This window comes from Streptomyces sp. NPDC085927, assembly GCF_044540975.1.
Lineage (GTDB): Bacteria > Actinomycetota > Actinomycetes > Streptomycetales > Streptomycetaceae > Streptomyces > Streptomyces hirsutus.
This window is the reverse complement of the sequence record NZ_JBITSN010000006.1, coordinates 282,571-300,128: the sequence shown is the minus strand read 5'-3', so window position 1 is coordinate 300,128 and position 17,558 is coordinate 282,571. Positions and strand designations below refer to the sequence as shown.

The window sequence follows — 17,558 nt, the reverse complement described above, 5'->3', positions numbered from 1 at the left end:
GACCTGACCAAGCCCTACTAGGGTGCCGCAATGAGGTTACGCGGAGTGTTCATCGCATTTTTCCTGGTCCCGCTGGCGTGGGGGGTGATCACCCTGCTGAGGGCCGGGGCGGCCCACGGCGTCCCGGACTGCCCGGGGCTCCAGCTGGGCGAGGACGGCGAGGACCACCCCGGCCCCATGCGGCAGGGCCATACCTGCGCGCTCGACTACAGCGTCCACGGCGGCTATTCGACCGGCACGGCCACGTACGACCAGCTCAAGTACGCCCAGGAGGTGAAGCGCGGCGACCTCCTGGGCCAGGGCCTGCTGTACGCGCTGTACGGAACGGCGGGCACGGCCGCCACCGTGATCGCCACCCGGAAGCGCGCCGCAGGACACTGGTCGCGCCCTTATGGTGCGGTTGTGGTGCGTGCCCCGCGCACTGGTCTGGACAACAAAGAACCCCCGGGTCGATGACCTGGGGGTTTGTCATGGAGCGGGTGACGAGAATCGAACTCGCGCTCTCAGCTTGGGAAGCGACGGCGCTTGGGCGGGCTGCATGACTCTGACCAGCGCAGATACCTGGTGCTCGAAGTGGTCGTGTGGGTCGGATCGCACCGTTGTCGACCGTGGTTTTCCGTCCCTACGGGCACGCGGAGGGCACAGAACCTCGGGAGGGGAGAGGCCGGCGTTGCTGACGGTGCAACCGCGCATGGGCTGCCTCGTACGGAGAGCAGCTGTTGATGTGACGTTGCAGCTGCATACGAGTGGCCCAGCTGGGGTATCGCGGAGGCACTGTCAGAGAAGTATGTCCAAGTCCAACGACGCTCGACGTGTCCGCGCAAAGTCACGACGACCACGTAGTTCGGCGAGGAGCCGTACGGGGCGCTGCTCGTCGCCGAGGTCACGTGTGACAGCTCGGTCACCGAGATTGACCGCGCTGGAAAGCTCGCGACGGACGGCGACTCCGTGTGTCCCGCTCGATTGCGCCGTCCGACCGGCGGCCGATGAGTTTTCCCGGCCGCCGGTCGGACGGGTGGATCAGCGTAGTCCGGCGAAGAGATCGTTCTCGGGCATGGCCGCGCCGGTGGCGTCCTGGACACGTACGAAGGTCTCCGTGCCCATCAACTCGCCGAACTTCTCCTTGCCCATCTTGAGGAAGAAGATGTTCTCGCCCTGACTGGCGTGCGCGGCCAGCGCGTCGAACTTCTGACCGCTGAACGCGGTGGTGTCCACCCACGTGGTGATCTCATCGTCGGGGAGACCGATCTCGGCCATCGCGGCGGCCTCGGCAGGATCCGGCTCCGGCATGTCCTCATGGAACTCGCGCATGATCTCGCCGAACCGCTGCATCCCCGAGCGGGGCATCGTGGTCCAGTACACCTTCGGTGTCAGCGCGGTCATCTCCAGCGCCGCCATCGTGATGCGGTGGGCCTGGATGTGGTCGGGGTGGCCGTAGAAGCCGTTCTCGTCGTAGGTGACGACCACATCGGGTCGGTAGTGCCGCATGAGTTCCGCGAGTCGGGCGGCGCCTTCCTCGACGGGGGTCTGCCAGAAGGATCCGGGGGCGTCGTTGCTCGGCCAGCCCGTCATCCCGGAGTCGGCGTAGTCCAGCATCTCCAGCTCGCTGACCTTCAGGACGTCACAGCTCGCCTCGAGTTCGCGACGGCGCATCAAGGCGACCGCCGCCGGATCATGCCCGGGATCACCCGGCTTGACGCCTCCCGGTCCGTCACCGCAACCGCCGTCGGTACACGTCACGAGAACCGTGCGGATGCCTTCCGCCGCGTACCGCGCGAGGACCCCTCCGGTTCCGGTGGCCTCGTCGTCGGGGTGGGCGTGTACTGCCATGAGCGTCAAGGGCCGGTCAGTCATGAAACAGTCCTCCTGCAGAGATACGTCTTGGTCCAAGTAGCGTGGCGGGCGTACCGCGCTCCTGAGGCCAGGATCCTGGTGGGGCGGACGACCTTGTGGTCTCCGTGTTCCCCGCCCGCACGGCGCCGGCGCCTCGGTCGATGCAACATCGCCGCCCGGACCGGCTGTTCCCGGCACGGCCGCTTGGCCCACACGTCGGCGTTTCAACGCGAACGAGATGGGCGACAGACAAAGGCGTTGGCGCATTCCAGCTCGTGTGGGAGTCGTTCAGCGCCAGGGAAGGGCTGCAGAGCTCGGAGTTCTGCAGCCCGGTGGGCCTGGCCACATCGGCCGCGGAACTCGTGCTGGCCCTCGATGTCTCCGAGGACGAATTCTGGAACTGCGTGCTTAACGGCCGGCTCCCGGTCCGGGGAGCCCCGGCGGTGCGGAAGGAAGCGCTGCCTGCAGGCCTGGTGTATTTGCTGATCCATCGGGTCGGCCTCGCAGAGGAGACGGTAGCCGAGCTGACCAAGGAGGACGCGGTGGCTCGACTTCACCAGTACTGGACCGAAGGAACCTGAGTGCAGGCGAGCGACAAGCATCGCAACCGCACAGGGCGGGTACTTTCAGCCGCCTTACGGCTCCACCGAACTCAGGGCACTCCGAGTCCTCCATCCAACCCGGAACGGTTCACCGACAGTTATACCGATGTCCTCTGAGGCCGTGTGCCGGGCCACGAGCCCGGCATGATCCGGACGAGAGGCTGTCCCCGCACGAGCGGCCCGGCGGACCCCCCGTCCGCCGGGCCGCCCAGCGGCTCAGCTCCCGAGCCGCACCGGCAGCGTCGAGGAACTGTTCGAGAACAGGGACGGCACCGGCACAAGGTCGTCCGGATCGACGGCCAACGACAGATCCGGGTATCGCTCGAACACCGCAGGAAGGGCCAGTGCCGCCTCCAGACGCGCCAGTGGTGCGCCGAGGCAGAAGTGCGGACCGTTACTGAAGGCCAGGTGTCTGCGCTGCTCCCGGGCGATATCGAAGCGGTCGGCGTCCTCGCCGTGCTGGGCCGTATCACGTCCGACAGCGCTGAACGGAGCCATGATCGCCTCGCCCTTCGGGATGCGCACTCCGGCAATCTCGACGTCCTCCAGTGGATAGCGGAACGGGAAGTTGCCGATCGGAGCATCCCAGCGCAGCGTCTCCTCCACCACGTTCGCCCAGATTTCCGCGTCTCCCCGTACGGCGATCTCCCGCTGGTCGGGATGGGTCAGCAGCGCGCGTACTGCATTGGTGATCAGGCTCAGCGTGGTTTCCTGTCCTGCCGAGAGCATGAGCAACAGCGTGCCGACCAGCTCCTCCTCACTCAGCGCGTCCGGGTCGGCGGCACGGGCCGCGATCAGCGCGCTGGTGAGGTCGTCGCCCGGCTCACGCCTACGGCCCTCGACCACCCGCGCCAGCAGCTCGTACTGCTCGATCTGGCTCGCCTGGACCTCCTCGGGCCGCAGATCGGAGCGGAAGATGTTGTCCATCAACTCCTGCAGACGAGGACGCTCGTCGGCCGGCACCCCGAACAGTTCGCAGATGACCTGCATAGGCACGGGGTGCGCGAAGTGCCGGCGGAGGTCGACGCTGCCGTCGGCCGCGGCGTGCGACGGCAGGTCGTCCAGCAACTGCCCCACGATCTGCTGGATACGAGGACGCAGGTCCTGTACCCGGCGCGGGGTGAACGTCTGGGTGACGAGTTTGCGCAGGCGGCGGTGCTCCTGGCCGTCCGAGGTCACCATGTTGGTGACCTTCACCATGCCGATGAGCGGCCAACCGTCCGCTATCTCATCCCGGATGATGGCGTTCCAGTGGCGCCAGTCCTTGCTGAAACGAGCGTCGGTGACCATGTCGTTCAGCAGGGCGTGGTCGGTCACCGACCAGGCCATCACCTCCCCTGGCAGCCGGACCCGAACCACGGGGCCCAGCTCGCGGAGCCTGGCGGCCTCGCCGTGATGGTCCTTTCCGTGCGGATCCAGAGCGATGACCGGTACGTGCCCCTCGGCGGAGGAGTTCGTGGACGACGTCATGCTGGGCTGCTCCTTGTCTCAGGACCCGCCGCCGTGCGGGGGTCTTTTCGGATGTGAGGGTTCGAGGATTCACGGCCCCGTGCCGGTCGGCACGCGGGCCGGTATGCGGGCTGCGGAGAACACCGTGGGCAGTGCCACCGGCACCCTGGTCCAGGGAGAGGGGCGCCAGGCCAGCTCGTCCGCGGAAACGGCGAGCCTCATGTCCGGCAGCAGATGCAGAGCGGTCTGCACCGCGGTACGGGTGATCAGCCGTGCGGGCACCTGCGCGGGACACATGTGCGGGCCCGCGGAGAAGGCCAGATGCGAGCGGTTGCCCCACCCGTCGTCCGGACCGTCCTGCCGGACCTCCGGATCGTCGTTCGCGGCGGCGAGCCCGAGGATGAGGCAGTCGCCGCGGCGGATGAGCCGGCCTCCCAGCTCGGTGTCGTGGAGCGCGTACCGGGCGGGCATGTTGTTCATGGGCGGATCGCGCCACAGTGCCTCGTCGAGGGCGTCGTCCACTCCGAGCCGTCCGCCGTGCAGCCGGGCGGCGAACCGCGGATCCGTGAGCATGAGACGGAGTGTGTGGGATATCCACGCCGTGACCGTCTCATTGCCCGCAGAGATCATCACGACGATCGACTGCAGCTGCTCCGCCTCATTGCGCAGATTCGGGTGGTTGATGAAGACCGTCGTCATGTCGTCGGCCGGATTCCGCCGACGCTCGCGCACCGTGTCGAGAAGGATCTGCTCGAAGTTGCGGTTACCCGCCTGGGAGTCGTCCGCACTGCCGAACAGGGCGATGAGTGCATCGAGTAGTTCGCGGCCTTCCTCGCTGGCCAGGCCGAACAGCGAGGCGAGAGAGAGCATCGGGACGATCGTGGCGTACTCGTTGACCAGATCGGCGCTGCCGCGCTCGGAGAACGCCGCGATCAGATCCGTGCACAGCGACTCCACCTCACGACGTACTCTGCGCTGGTCCATCCGCGCGATGCCGTCGTCGAGAGGCTTACGCAGGCGCCGGTGCTCGGGGCCGTCGGCACCGATGACGTTGGCACGCCAGCCCATCATCGGCAGGAGCCCCGAATGCGGCGGGACGACCCCCTCGTTGAGATCGCGCCAGTTGCGGGCGTCGCGGGAGTACAGCTGTTCCTGCCGGGTGATGGTCAGCATCTCCCGGTACCCCATCACCAGCCAGGCGGAGACACCCGGCTCCAGCTCGACCTTCGCGACGCTGCCCCACTTCTCGCGGAGGTCGCGGTACACCGCACGCGGGTCGGAGGACCCGACCACGGCGGCAAGCGGAACCGGACCGGTGCCGTGGTGTGCGTGCGCCGGGCACCCCGGCGGCGGCAGCATGCTCACGAGGCGGCCCCCGCGGCCCCCGCCGCGCTCCTGCCCGACACGTGTTGCACCAGGGTGATCAGGGCATCGACCGATGAGGTCCAGTGGCGGGCGTCGCAGGTCACGATGGGTGTTTCCGGGAGCAGATCGAGCGCGCCGCGCAGTTCCTCCTCGGAGTACAGCTCGCTGTCCGGGAACTGATTGACCGCCACCGCGAACGGGAGTCCCCGGATCTCCAGTTGCTCCAGGACGTCGAAGCTGTCCTCCAGCCTGCGGGTGTCGATCAGCACGAGCACCCCCAGCGCGCCCTCGGCCAGCCCCTCCCACAGATCCCAGAACCGCCGCTGCCCCGGGGTTCCGAACAGATACATGACCAGCCGGGAGCTGAGCGTGACACGGCCGAAGTCCATGGCGACGGTGGTGGTCGTCTTGCCTTCCAGACCGGCCAGTTCGTCGACGCCCACACTCGCTTCCGTCATGACCTCCTCTGTGCGCAGCGGTTCGATCTCGCTGACGGACCCGACGAACGTGGTCTTGCCCACGCCGAACGCACCCACGACGAGGATCTTGACGGCCTGCTGCACCGTGTCGGGCAAGTAACGGTCAGCGGAGCCGACGGAGACCATCCAGTACCTCCTGTAGCAGTTGCTTGTCGGGCTGTGCGGCCCGTGGAACACCGGAGCGCGCGGACAGATGTCCACTGTCGACGAGGTCGGACGCCAGCACCTTCACCAGACTGACGGGCAGTCGGAGATGGGCGGCGGCCTCCACCAGCGACAGGAGCTGCGCGCACATCCGTACGAGGGCGGCCTCCTCCCTGGTGGCGGAGAGGGGGAGGGCCCGAGGAGGGTCGACCGCGACCAGGAGTGTTTCGACGCCGATGGTGTTGCGGGAGGGCCGGGAGCGTCCCTTGGTTATCACGTACGGGCGTAATGCACCGTCCGCGAAACCCTCTCCCGGCCCGCTCACGCGGAGCCCTGGCGTGGCGGGCTGCTGAGGTTGCGGGCGCCGATCTTCATCACCTGCGCCTGCATCTGCCGCGCGACGAGCTTGGGGTCGACCACCGGTCCCGTCACCACGGCGAGATGCGCGCCGTTGGCACTGCGCATGAACAGGAAACCCCCGTTGAACTCCACCATCTGCTGGTGCACGGCGCCGCCGTCTTCACCGAACTCCCGCCCGAGACCACGGCCGAGCGACTGAAGACCCGAACAGCTCGCCGACAGCCGGTCGGCGGAGTCACGGTCCATGCCCTCCGAGTTGGCCAGCAGCAGACCGTCGGAACTGAAGACGATCGCCAGTCGTACGCCGGGCACTGCGGTGACCTCGGAGATCATCCAGCCGCGCTGCTCAGGGTTCTCCACGTAACTCATGCTCACATCTGTCCTTCCGAGGAATCGGGGTTGGGGGAGGGGCTGGGCGGGGGATCGTACGAGGTGTGATCCGGAGGCACGGCCCCGGACGGCGGGGGCACGGATCCGGTCGAGGGGGACGTGGTCCGGCCGCCCTCGAAGAACTGCTCCATCCAGTCGCCTGCGTCCTCCGGCGAACCCGGCGGAGTGACGGCGGTCGGCGCCTCCTCCACCGCGGGAACGTACCCGTCACGCCGCGACCGGCGCTGGGGCAGCCGGCGGTGACGGGTGCCCGGAACACGCGCGGCGGGCGGGGGCGGCTCGACCGACGGGGCGGGCTCCGGGGCCTGTACGGGAACGGCGTGATCGGGGGCGGCGGCCGGCGGGGACTCGGGGAAGGGCGCGGCGGCCGGCGGCGTCGGCGCCGGTGGAACAGGGGGCTGTGCGGGGAGCACGCGCCCACCGGGCGCCCCGGCGGGCTCGAGAGCCTTCAGGAGTTCGAGAGGCACCAGGATCACCGCACGGACGCCACCGTACGGTGACGGACCGAGGTCGACGCCGAAGCCGTGACGGTGCGCGAAGCGGCCGACCACCGCGAAACCGGTCTGCGGGATCTCGCCGACGTCTCCGACGCCCAGAAGGCGGCGGCCCGAGACGATCTCGCGCGCCTCGGTCAACCGGTACTCGTCCAGGCCCAGGCCGCCGTCGTCCACCTCGATGACCGCGCCGCGCTGCACCGTGCGCACGGTGACCGACACGCCGGTCCTCGGCGGTGAGTACTCGGTCGCGTTGGCGAGCAGTTCCGCGACGAGGTGGATCAGGGGTTCGACCACCGACGCGGTGATGCCGACATCGGGGTCGCCGGTCACCTCGACACGCTTGAACGAGACGATCCGGCCCGAAGCGGCGCGCACCACGTCGACCAGCGCCAGCGGCTTCTGCCACTGCTGGCCCGGCCATTCCCCGCACAGCACCTTGAGACTCTGGGCGTGCCTGGCCTGCTGCGTCGCCGCGTGGTCCACCTGCATCGTGGCCTCGAGCAGGCCCGAGTCGCCGGGGTGACGCTCCGCCACACCCGTGATCGTGGCCTGGATCCGGTGCGCCGAGGTCTGAACCCGGCTCGCCAGCTCCACCAGCGCGATGCGCTGCGACTCCTCACGGTCGTCGATCGCCTCGGACACATCCGAGAGCAGCTTGTCGAACCACTTGGAGAGCTCCACCACCAGCGGCTCCCCGCTCTCCGGGGACGAAGGAACCTCGTTCCTGGCAAGAGCGGCGGGAAGCCGCTCCGCCACGAGGAACTCCACTTCCTGGAGGGCCGCACCGGATTGCCTGCGCACATATGTGTGCCAGTCGGCATCGCGGCGCGCGGCCTCCGCCTCCCGCTCACGTATCTCGGTGTGCAGGCGTGCTGCCTCCGCCACGCCTGCCCGATGCTGCCCGCTCAGGCGGACGAGGCAGCCGAGGGCCAGAAGGGACACGGCCGCGTAGACCACAGCCGCAGCCACGCCGATGCCGGCGACGGGCACCACGGCCGCCGAGAACGCGAGGAACGTGAGCACGAGAGCCACTGCCCAAAGGGCTCTGCTTCCTCGGGATTCGAGAGTGGACGCGGGGGAACGAGCCATGGAAAACCTTTGAGTCGGCGGTGGGTCGATGTCCGGTGGACGTGAGGCGTAGTACGTCAAGAGATGTGCGATGGAGGGAGGACCGGGGGGCGGCGGTACGGGGGCGTGAAGCCCCGGACGCACCGTCGGCATGGCCCGGGTCGGTCATCGTCTTCATGGAGGAACCACTTCTGCACCAGAGGTTGTTTGAAGATCGTATCTTCGATTCACCGCAACGGAAGAGTGACGTTCCGTGAACTTCCTTTGTGTTCTTTCCACTTGGGTACGCCGACCTACGGGTCACCGGGCGCGGGAACCCCGTCGGGCGGGCCAGGCAAGGGAAGGGGCGCGGTGAAGGGCAACCGGCCGACAGGTCATCAGGCGGTGCGGGGTCTACCTGTATTGATTCCTGACGGGGGCTCCCTCAGCACGCGGAACTTGGCAGGGAAGACCTCCAAGCGAACCAAACCTCACTCAAGAGATGCGGAGTCCGGCTCCGAGCATCGAGGTCAGGGTCTGCGAAAGTGGGTGGGTTTCTCCAGCAGCTCGCTACTCCCCTCCACGCGGTTTCCGATATCAGCGCTATGGCGCCTTTCAGGCCTCCGGTACGTGATGGAAAAGTGAAAATTCAGCGCTTGTCCTGGGTGGGGCGAGAAGTTTGAGGTGAGCATGGCGACTGGCGCTCGACGGTGGAAATGTCGCCGGCGTCTCGGCCGAATTCCTCCCACGTGCGTCGGTCGATCATTCCCCCACTTGAAGGGCGAACCATGTCACTTCGCTCCAGGGTGAGCCGTCGAGCTCGCCTCGCCTTGGCGGCAGTTGCCGCCGGTGGTCTCGCCGTCGCAGGCATCACGTTGCTTCCCTCGTCCGCGATCGCCGCCTCGACCGCCACAACCGCCCCGACGTACCAGGCCAGTTCGGTCCAGGCGCAGACCGGCACCGTCACCCCGGCCGAGATGCTTCGCCGGGCCGGCACCTGGCTCACCGCCGACAACGGCTCTCAGGTGCCGTACAGCCAGACCTCGGTCTGGTCGGACGGCTACCGGCAGGACTGTTCCGGCTACGTGTCGATGACGCTCGGCCTGTGGAAGTCCGGTCCGAACACCGTCGAACTCGCGAGCAATCGCAGCCTGACCACCCCGATCTCTCTCCGGGACCTCAAGCCCGGCGACCTGCTGATCGACGCGGATGGCTCCAACACGACCCGTCATGTGGTCATCTTCGAGAAGTGGACCGACTCCTCGCACACCGCCTACTCGGCCTTCGAGCAGCGCGGCGGCCACGGCACGGACCACCGGGTGCGCACCTACGGGCTCGACCCGGGCAGCGAGTACAGGCCGTACCGTCCGGTCAACCTGTCCGGTGAGACCCCGCCCGACCCCGAACCGCCGGCCGCGGACTGGCCGCTGCTGAAGGTCGGGGCGCAGGGGACAGACGTCACCACCGCGCAGTATCTGCTCCGTGTCCGCGGCCACAGCACGGCCGTGGACGGCTCATACGGCCCGAAGACCGCCGCGCAGGCCAAGGCGTTCCAGGACGCCAACGGGCTCGTAGCGGACGGGGAGATCGGGCCCAAGAGCTGGCCTCGCCTGGTGGTCGACGTCAAGAGCGGTTCGCAGGGCGACGCCGTCCGGGCGCTGCAGACTCAACTGGTGGCACACGGCTACCAGCTCACGGTCGACGGCCAGTTCGGTCCGGTGACCAAGAAGGCCGTCACCGATTTCCAGAGCAGCAAGAAGCTCGTCGTCGACGGTTCGGTCGGGCCTCAGACCTGGGCCGCCCTGGTCTGATCGACGGCGCGCCGGTGGCCGCCCGTGATTCACACACGGCCCGGCGGCCAGGCCGTGCGGTCGGCACCCGCTGATCGTCCACGGCAGTCGCAGCAGCTGGCGCCCGCCCCCGCCCCGATCATCGGGGGTGAGGGCGGGCGTTCGCGCTTTCGGCTCGAGCCCTGCCAACAGTGGCCGTCCGCCCAGTCGTTTCCGTCATCGGTCTGCGCGGGTAACAGCTGGTCTGCCCAGACTCCATCAGACCCGGGGCAGACCACTCGGACCTGTCCCGACTGCACGCAACTCGGGACAGGTCCGAGTCCCCACCAAACCCGGAGCGGTTCAGACCGAGATCCGCCGGGTGAGTGGAGGGATCCCGAGGCCGGCGCGGTGGGCTTTTGGGCCTATGCCGACAAGTGGGTGGAGGAGCGCGAGTTGGCCCCGCTGACCCGGGACCTCTACCGCTACCTCCTCGACAAGCACCTGACCGCCTTCGCGGACCTGGACCTGGACCTGGACCTGGACGAGATCACCGCACCCCGTGTCCGTGCGTGGCGAGCCGAGCGGCTGCGGAGCACGGGCGCCAAGACGATCACCGCGAAGGCATACCGGCTGCTGAAGGCCATCATGGAGACGGCCGTCGACGACGAGATGATCCAGCGCAACCCGTGCCGGATCAAGGGCGCCGGTAAGGAGAAGGCGGCCGAGCGGCGCATCGCCACCGTCGCCCAGGTCGACGCCCTCGCCAACGCGGTGGGGATGCGGTGGCGGCTGATGGTGTACCTCGGCGCCTATGGTCCGATGCGGCCGGAGGAACTGGCCGGCCTTCGTCGCCGGGACGTCGACGTCGACCACCTGCGCATCCGGATCCGCCTTGCTGAGCCTGGGCGGATGAACGGGCGGCGGGAGACCGACTCGGGTGCCGGTCCGACGTCCTTCATCAGGTTCCCCCACTTTTGGTGGAACTCCTCGTCCTCGCCTCGCAGCCGGCTGATCGCGGCCTCCACGCAGAGGGGCCACTTCGGCATGCCGAAGTGGTCATCGTGGGTGCCGATCTGAGGGGCGGCGAGGAGGAGCAGGAAGTCGTCCGGGGACAGTCGCTTTTCGAAGTGCCTCAGCGTGTCGATGCGCTGTTTGACGTGCTGCTTGATCTCTCCGAGGAACCCCCAGCCGAAGTCTGTCAACGTTCCGTCACAGCCCGGCCAGAGTGCCTCTCGGTCCAGGATCACGTCTTCGAGTCCGTAAAGACGGAAGCGGTCACGGCTGGTCAAGGTGTCGTATGCCTGCTTCGTCAGCCACGTGTTGCGGGCGAACATCACGCCGTCGCTCAGGTTTTTGCGTCGCTTGGTCGGCCGGGACGCGTGTGCATCCTCGATCGGGCCGTTTCGCCACACGGACAGGACGAGACCGTAGGCGGCCGCCCAGCGGAGCCTGTCGGGTGATTTGAGAACGCCCATACCGACGATCTGTTCGCGCGCCCACGCGAGCCGCTCCTGCAACTCTTCGTCCGTCACAGCCTCATACTTCCCGCTCCCACGGCAGCCGACTTCATCGTCGGCGTCCCCAGCCCGACCGTACTTCGTGTGCCGTGTCCGGGGGAGCTCTTTCAGGGGGCTGCGGTTAGGTCCGGTGGCGGAGGGACCCCTGTGCAGGCGCACGCGGAGAAGGTTCAGCGGTGGCCACAGAACTCAGGACGGAGATCGGTAGAAGGGCTCCTGCGATGCTGACCTGCTCCGGGTGGACGCCACCGGCGCGGTAAAGCGGGCCCATCTCCTGGAGAGGCGGGCATCCAGTCGGGGAGCACCTTCGCGCATGCGCCGATTCCCGGTCCCAGCCCCTCGGCCACCACAGGCCGGTGGCCGAGGTTTCCACGGAACAGCCGAACACCTGGCCCCCTGGGTTCATTTGCCGGGTTCTGGCCCGTACCACTGGAGCGCCTGGCCTGTGACGGCGGCGATGCATTCGAAGTCCCGGTCGCGGTGGAGGAGGGTCAGTCCCTGCAACTCGGCCGTGGCCGCCACCACGAGGTCGACGGCTCCGGCACTGCGGTGCTGTCCGCGCTGGGTGAGGATGTCCTGGACCTGCCAGGCACGGTCGTAGGCGCGGTCGTCGACCGGCACCCAGCCGAAGAGCAGACGCAGGTCCTCGATGCCTTGGGCGCGGTCGGCGGCGGAACGCGCGCTGTAGAAGAACTCCAGCTCGGTGATGGGGCACGTGGCGATGAGCCCGGCTGCCGCCGCCTGGTCCCAGCCGTATTGCTCGGCGTCACCGCGCAACAGCCGGGCGAGTGCACTGGTGTCGATCAGGAACTGAGCGGCGTTCACCGACGGTAGTTTCCCTTGTCCTCAAGGAGATCAAGATCGAAGGCGCCTTCGGCCGCCGCCGCCCGCAGGCGGGTGAGGGCCAGAGCCCGCCGCCGGTTCTCCAGCACCTCGCGCAGGGCGGTGTTCACCGTCTCCTTCTTGGTGCTGGTGCCGAGGGCCTTGGCCACGTCGGCGACCAGCTGATCATCGAGGTCTATTACGGTGCGAGCCATTGATGCACCTCCGCAGATATATTGAGTATCATCAAGTATATGCGATGGCGTCGCCCCTGCTGGATGGTGACCGCGGCCGGGCGGGGCACTGTCAATCGTTTGGTGTACCCCCGATCATGGAGGATGCATCGGTGACCAGTGAGAGCGTGATCGGCACGGGAATCGCTGACGCGATCCTGTTCGCAGGGGCTGCGTTCGGTGCGACAGCAGGGCTCCGCTTCGCCGCGGTGGAGCGGTCACGGCGCTGCGGGAGTAGATGGAGAAAAGGCCGGCCGGTGTGTGAGCGCGTGCACCGGCGGCTCAGGGAAATGATGGTGCGGGCCTACCGGGGCCGTACGGGAAGGCCGCGCCGGTCCACCAGCATCCCGACGAGGAGCGGCAACGGGAGGTTGCCGGGCTCGACGACGACAACAAAGAACCCCCAGGCCTCTGACCTGGGGGTTTCGCATGGAGCGGGTGACGAGAATCGAACTCGCGCTCTCAGCTTGGGAAGCTGCGATCATTTGCGGCCTGTCGCGGCGCTGACCTGCGGTGACGGTGTGGCTTCGGCCCATCCGAGCGGGCTCCCATTCACCGTGATTCCCCGCTGCTCCCCGCCCCACCTGGTGCGGCAGTGGTGCGGAGGAGCTGACCGTCCACCGCACTGCTCCACCCTGCCGCACTAGATGCACATGGCCTCCCACTGAGAAGCGTTAGGGAATCTCTATACTTCTTAGTTAAAGTTTCCTAGCATCTCTGCCATGGAAGAGCTGCAGAGGGACCTGACGGAAGTCGAAGCTGCCTTGCAGGAGGCGCAGTTGCAGTACGCGCGCCTGGGAGTCGAGATCGAAGGGCTGAAGGCGAAGCGCGAAGCTCTGGCCAAACAGGTCCCCCTGCAGTCCGGACTCGCCGAGCGGATCGCAGGCATGACTAAGGCGCAGGCCATTGTTGAGGTGCTCCGCTACTCACCTGAACCGATGACCCTGAAGCAGATCGCCGGCTCTGTGACGGAAGCCGGCAAGATCCTCAACCCCAACGGAGTCTCGGTGTATATCGACGGCCTGCTCAAGGAAGGCCGAGTGGTCCGCGTAGCGCGCGGCCTTTACCGTGACGCCTGAAGCATCTCAGGCGGCCTCGTAAAGGCGCCGGAGCGCCGCCCGTAGACGACTGTATGCCGACTTGCGACGGTAGTCCGCCGACACCCGCTTTAGGAGTTCGATCGCTGCTCGGCATTGTCGGGGAGCCACCCGGCCACGCCTGCCGTGCAGGACCGCTTAGGAGTGCCGGCGTCCGGGGTCGTTGATGCCAGCCGTGAATGTCAGAACGGAGCAACCCGCGCTCGCTGGCACGATGGCCCCGTGGTTGACCTGGAGCGCATCAAGGCAGAGAGCGTGGCCTACTTCCGAGCACTCGATGAGAACACCACCCTGCGGCACCACTTCCGCGGCGCTGACGAGGAGGGCGGCTTGTGGTACTTCGAGGCCGTACCCGACCGCGGTGAGTTGGTCGTCATCAAGCAGGCCGAGCTGACTTCGGTCGGCCGACTCCACCGGTACAGCTGGGAGCACCTGGAGGACGAGCACGGCTTCCTGACGGACCAGGCGATCGACCCTGAAGAGGACCCGCTGGAGACCATCCCGGCCGAGGAGTTCCAACGGGTGTGGACTCAGTGAACGGGCCGGACAACCAGTTTAGGAGAGAGGCTGAGCCATAGAGCGGCTGACCTGTGGCTTGTGGGTCTTCTCGCCCCCCCTGGACATTCGCCTGCTGAGCACCGTCGTTGATCCCTGCATCTGGCACGGCTGTGGCACGGGATGTTTTCGTCCCGAACTCTCGGCGCAGGGTCATTGGGGCTCGATGCGCTGGTCTGGTGGCCGTCCTGGGGTGTTGGTGACCCGACTGCGGTCGTGGCGGTTTCTGTACTTCGCTGCTCCATCGCAGGTGCGGTGGCGGCAGTGGACCATCGGTTGGGTAGATACCTCGGCTGAAGGGTCGGCCAGCTTCGCTTCACTTGCCTTGGGCGTCGCGCATCCGCTCGGCCTGCTTGATGATCGGCTCGGTGGGGAAGGTCGGGGTGCGACCGACATCGAGGGACGTGTAGGTCGCGATGATGCTGCCGGTCCGCACGACGATGAACAGCTCGTCGCGCTTACCTAGCTCGACGGTGCTGTACTCACGGAACTGCACGGCCTCGTCGCCGGCCTCCGGCGCCTTCTGCGTCTTCATGGTGGAGGTGTAGGCACCGGTCCACCCGTCGCCCTGGTAGGTGTGGCATGAGCCTGCGGCACGCTTGAGTTCCGCGAAAAGTCGCTCGGCCTCACCGTCGTCGTAGGAGGCGAGGGTGACTCCACCGGGGTGGATGCCGCCCTTCCAGTTGATGACCTGCTCGACGACCACAGAGGCCGTCGTCGCGTAGCGGATGTCTTGCACCGTCTGGCAGTCGGCATCAGAGGCGGGCTTGAAGGAGGGGTCGTCGGCCGGGTCACTGCGGACCTGGATGGGGATCGAGCCTGGGCGAGCCTCAGGCAAATCCGCCTCCTGGAAGGTCAGCGCCCTCAGCTCTGCCTCGCTCAGTGGCTGCGCCCGCGCCGTGGCTGACATGGGGGGCCCTTTGTCATCGGCAGCCGTTGCTGTGCCGTCCGCGGTCGAGCAACTGGTCAGAGTCGCGGCAGTGAGCAGTGCCAGGGCGGCATGTGTCGACAGCAGCATCCGGGCATGCATAAGTCCCCCAAAGCCAAGTCAAGAGGCTTGATCTTAAGCGGGCACCGACCGTGCCACCAGAGCCAGCGGCTTCGTGTCCGTTGCGCTTCGGTTAGGCCGGCGTTGGCTGCGGTCCATCAGCGTCGTGTCCAGTGACGTCTCACATTGATCACTCAGACAGACTCTGTAGAGCCGCGGCTCAGCGAATCCTGTGGAGTAACCGCCGATCAGCCGACAGAGCTATTAGCTTGGGAAGCTTGGGTTTCTTGGCGGCGGTTGCTGCGCTGACCTGCGGCGAAGTGACGAGGGGGCCTGCCTGACTGCCGACCTGGTCCCCGCCATTCCCCGTGGTTCCCCGCACGATCTGGCACGCACCTGGCACGTGAGGCCCCGGTCGGTTGCGGCCTTGCGGTCGTTGACCAAGTGCTTAGAAGATGCGGGCAAGCCTTGGTAAGTCCACCTGATCGGCCTACGCCAGCACCGTGCTGGGTCGTCGAGTGCCGCTGCCGTCTGCCGTCGTTGCCGTCAGCGCTGCCGTCACTGCCGTCGGCGGCCATTTCTTGTGAGCACCGCTTCGGGAGTTCGATCCGCGCCCACTCCGGCAACTGGGGGTGGCTGGTGCGACGGCCGGACAGAGACGCTGGCGTACGCCGTCGTGCGGCACCGTTGATGTCAGCTGTGGATGTCAGGGGACTTCTGATCCGTTGCTCTCCATCCGGCGCAGCAAAAGCACGTGCCGGCTGCCGGTCAAGACTCGCGTCTGTTCGCCTGGCAACGCTTGAAGAGGTAGTAGCCCACGGTTTCCCCCTTGATTGCGACGTTCTGACCGGACGACATGAACTTGTCGCGGCTCTGCTGTCCCTGCTCTACGAAGACAAAGGAACCGTTCACCAGTTCCCACCCCTCCCGGCACACGGCGTTGAGGACCACTACAGGATCCTTCGTCTGCCGTGTGGTCGCGCTACCAACCATCGCGACGATGACCGCTTGCTGGCTCATAACGTCGATCGAGCATTGGTATACGAGATCCCCCCGCTCGAAGCACTGGCGTGCTTGACCCACCGGTGTGGCCAGGAACGCCTGCCGGTCGCGTTCGAGTCGCTCGGCCTGCTGCTTCTCTTCTGTCTCCTGCCGCTTGCGCTCCTTCTCTGCTGCGACTTGTGCCTGTTGCTCTGGGCTCTTCTTCGAGATAAATGCCATACCGTTCCCCTCCAGATATGACGGCAGTCACGCTATCTGGCCGGGGTGCTCGGAGGTAGGTAGTTGTGGCACTTGGGCGGCACCGTGTGCGCTGCTCCATAAGCAGACGCAAAGCGGCCCTAAGGGGCGCACGCGGTTGGCGGAGCCTCAATGGCCAGGCCAAGCTCCATCGAGCGCGATCAGTAGCCGAAGAAGTGACGCGGCACCCTTCTGACCTGCACGCACTCCAGCCGCCGCTCTTCTGGCCTGCGGGTCAGCGGTCGGCGGCTGTCGTCGCCTGTCATCGTTGAGCCCCCTCGCACGGCCCAGGGACGGCCCCAGTTGGATGTATCGGGGTCACGGCCACCGTCTGGCTGTTCTCAGGGGGTGTCAGCACCGGGTGGCAGGATGCCGTGCCATGACCGCACCGATCAGTGAGTCGTGGACGCGCATCGAGAACTGGCTGGCCGAGCACGCCCCGGCGACCTACGCCGCGCTGGCGCCGCCCGCGGATCCGGCGGACATCGCCGCGATCGAACGCGTCATCGGCCGGCCACTGCTGAAGCCCTTGGTGATGTCGCTGCTGCGGCACGACGGTCTCCTCGACCAGCAGGCCTCGCTGCTGCCAGCGTTCTACCGACCGATGAGTGCACGCGAGATAGCGGCTGCGTGGCAACTTCTCACCGGCTTCTACGACCAGCGCACGGCGGATGAGAAAGGAGACGAGGCGGACTACGACTTCATGAAGATCGGGTCCAGCAGCGTCCTGTACGGACACCCGCAGTTGATCCCCATCGCGCGGGAGCTCGGCGGGGGGCATCTCGTGCTGGACCACCGTCCCGAGATCGACCGGGGGCGCGTCCACGCAGCCGAGGCCGTGGAAGGCATTATGCGCGTACCGCACGAGATGTGGACGTCCCTGCCGGTGCTCATGGAGGCGATCGCCACGTCTCTCGAGACCTCCCAGCCCCTCAACGGCTACACGCCGGTAGTGGACGAGGAACAGAGGCTGCACTGGGACTTCGTACCGCTGCGCAGTGACCGGACCGTGCATCGGTCATGACGCAGCAGCGGAAAGTGAGGTCGGTGGAGTCTCAAAGGGCGAGTCAAACCGGCGGGGCGTCGCCCATCGGTTGAGGGCAGCGCCCCGCCTGGGACAGGTTCGAGCCTCATCCTTATCAGGTCGATCATGGGACGTCAGCGATGTC

At 67.1% G+C, this 17,558-nt stretch carries 17 protein-coding genes and 1 pseudogene; 7 read left to right on the top strand and 11 right to left on the bottom strand.

The window, feature by feature from the left end; all coding sequences use genetic code 11:
* The first annotated feature begins 30 nt into the window (after positions 1 to 30).
* Positions 31 to 456, top strand: coding sequence for a hypothetical protein (locus ACIF80_RS18615; RefSeq protein ID WP_399805795.1), 426 nt, complete (start codon positions 31 to 33; stop codon positions 454 to 456).
* 564 nt (positions 457 to 1,020) lie between these two features.
* Here ACIF80_RS18615 and ACIF80_RS18610 read toward each other — a convergent pair.
* Positions 1,021 to 1,854 (bottom strand): PIG-L family deacetylase, encoded by an 834-nt coding sequence (locus ACIF80_RS18610; protein WP_399805793.1) that lies wholly within the window; start codon positions 1,852 to 1,854, stop codon positions 1,021 to 1,023.
* 254 nt (positions 1,855 to 2,108) lie between these two features.
* Here ACIF80_RS18610 and ACIF80_RS18605 point away from each other — a divergent pair, with 254 nt between their 5' ends.
* Positions 2,109 to 2,414 carry a hypothetical protein gene (locus tag ACIF80_RS18605; protein ID WP_399805791.1) on the top strand — a complete coding sequence of 102 codons (306 nt, stop codon included), beginning with the start codon at positions 2,109 to 2,111 and terminating at the stop codon, positions 2,412 to 2,414.
* Positions 2,415 to 2,651: 237 nt separating this feature from the next.
* On the opposite strand, the gene ACIF80_RS18600 is transcribed toward ACIF80_RS18605, so the two are convergent.
* The 6 genes from ACIF80_RS18600 to ACIF80_RS18575 form a co-directional block, all read right to left on the bottom strand.
* Complete coding sequence (locus tag ACIF80_RS18600; RefSeq protein WP_399805789.1) at positions 2,652 to 3,905, bottom strand: cytochrome P450; 1,254 nt, start codon at positions 3,903 to 3,905, stop codon at positions 2,652 to 2,654.
* 69 nt (positions 3,906 to 3,974) lie between these two features.
* The gene (locus tag ACIF80_RS18595) at positions 3,975 to 5,249 is read right to left on the bottom strand and encodes a cytochrome P450 (RefSeq protein ID WP_399805787.1); all 1,275 of its coding nucleotides are present in this window, start codon (positions 5,247 to 5,249) and stop codon (positions 3,975 to 3,977) included.
* Positions 5,246 to 5,854 (bottom strand): GTP-binding protein, encoded by a 609-nt coding sequence (locus ACIF80_RS18590; RefSeq protein WP_399805785.1) that lies wholly within the window; start codon positions 5,852 to 5,854, stop codon positions 5,246 to 5,248. Before ACIF80_RS18590 ends, ACIF80_RS18595 begins: the two co-directional genes overlap by 4 nt.
* Positions 5,832 to 6,197, bottom strand: a complete 366-nt coding sequence (locus ACIF80_RS18585; RefSeq protein ID WP_399805783.1) for a DUF742 domain-containing protein — start codon at positions 6,195 to 6,197, stop codon at positions 5,832 to 5,834. The genes ACIF80_RS18590 and ACIF80_RS18585 overlap by 23 nt, the downstream gene beginning before the upstream one ends.
* Positions 6,194 to 6,601, bottom strand: coding sequence for a roadblock/LC7 domain-containing protein (locus ACIF80_RS18580; protein WP_399805781.1), 408 nt, complete (start codon positions 6,599 to 6,601; stop codon positions 6,194 to 6,196). Before ACIF80_RS18580 ends, ACIF80_RS18585 begins: the two co-directional genes overlap by 4 nt.
* A 2-nt stretch (positions 6,602 to 6,603) precedes the next feature.
* Complete coding sequence (locus tag ACIF80_RS18575; RefSeq protein ID WP_399805779.1) at positions 6,604 to 8,151, bottom strand: ATP-binding protein; 1,548 nt, start codon at positions 8,149 to 8,151, stop codon at positions 6,604 to 6,606.
* Between the two features lie 803 nt (positions 8,152 to 8,954).
* Between ACIF80_RS18575 and ACIF80_RS18570 the strand changes: the two genes are divergently transcribed.
* Together ACIF80_RS18570 and xerC are read left to right on the top strand one after the other, a co-directional pair.
* Positions 8,955 to 9,977, top strand: coding sequence for a peptidoglycan-binding protein (locus ACIF80_RS18570; protein ID WP_399805777.1), 1,023 nt, complete (start codon positions 8,955 to 8,957; stop codon positions 9,975 to 9,977).
* A 339-nt stretch (positions 9,978 to 10,316) separates the two neighbouring features.
* A pseudogene (gene xerC, locus ACIF80_RS18565) lies at positions 10,317 to 10,883 on the top strand (tyrosine recombinase XerC); the annotation flags it as partial.
* Between the two features lie 974 nt (positions 10,884 to 11,857).
* Here xerC and ACIF80_RS18560 read toward each other — a convergent pair.
* Both ACIF80_RS18560 and ACIF80_RS18555 read right to left on the bottom strand, forming a co-directional pair.
* The gene (locus tag ACIF80_RS18560; RefSeq protein WP_399805775.1) at positions 11,858 to 12,280 is read right to left on the bottom strand and encodes a PIN domain nuclease; all 423 of its coding nucleotides are present in this window, start codon (positions 12,278 to 12,280) and stop codon (positions 11,858 to 11,860) included.
* Positions 12,277 to 12,492, bottom strand: coding sequence for a type II toxin-antitoxin system VapB family antitoxin (locus ACIF80_RS18555; RefSeq protein ID WP_358498045.1), 216 nt, complete (start codon positions 12,490 to 12,492; stop codon positions 12,277 to 12,279). Before ACIF80_RS18555 ends, ACIF80_RS18560 begins: the two co-directional genes overlap by 4 nt.
* Positions 12,493 to 13,232: 740 nt before the next feature.
* Here ACIF80_RS18555 and ACIF80_RS18550 point away from each other — a divergent pair.
* A complete protein-coding gene (locus tag ACIF80_RS18550; protein ID WP_399805772.1) occupies positions 13,233 to 13,589 on the top strand; it encodes a hypothetical protein in 357 nt (118 codons plus the stop codon).
* Positions 13,590 to 13,829: 240 nt separating this feature from the next.
* Positions 13,830 to 14,144, top strand: a complete 315-nt coding sequence (locus tag ACIF80_RS18545) for a hypothetical protein (protein ID WP_399805771.1) — start codon at positions 13,830 to 13,832, stop codon at positions 14,142 to 14,144.
* A gap of 334 nt (positions 14,145 to 14,478) precedes the next feature.
* Here ACIF80_RS18545 and ACIF80_RS18540 read toward each other — a convergent pair whose 3' ends face one another.
* Positions 14,479 to 15,180, bottom strand: a complete 702-nt coding sequence (locus ACIF80_RS18540) for a hypothetical protein (RefSeq protein WP_399805769.1) — start codon at positions 15,178 to 15,180, stop codon at positions 14,479 to 14,481.
* Positions 15,181 to 15,918: 738 nt separating this feature from the next.
* Positions 15,919 to 16,371 (bottom strand): hypothetical protein, encoded by a 453-nt coding sequence (locus tag ACIF80_RS18535; protein WP_399805767.1) that lies wholly within the window; start codon positions 16,369 to 16,371, stop codon positions 15,919 to 15,921.
* A gap of 397 nt (positions 16,372 to 16,768) precedes the next feature.
* On the opposite strand from ACIF80_RS18535, the gene ACIF80_RS18530 reads away from it, so the two are divergent.
* Positions 16,769 to 17,413, top strand: coding sequence for an SMI1/KNR4 family protein (locus ACIF80_RS18530; RefSeq protein WP_399805765.1), 645 nt, complete (start codon positions 16,769 to 16,771; stop codon positions 17,411 to 17,413).
* Positions 17,414 to 17,558 lie beyond the last annotated feature (145 nt).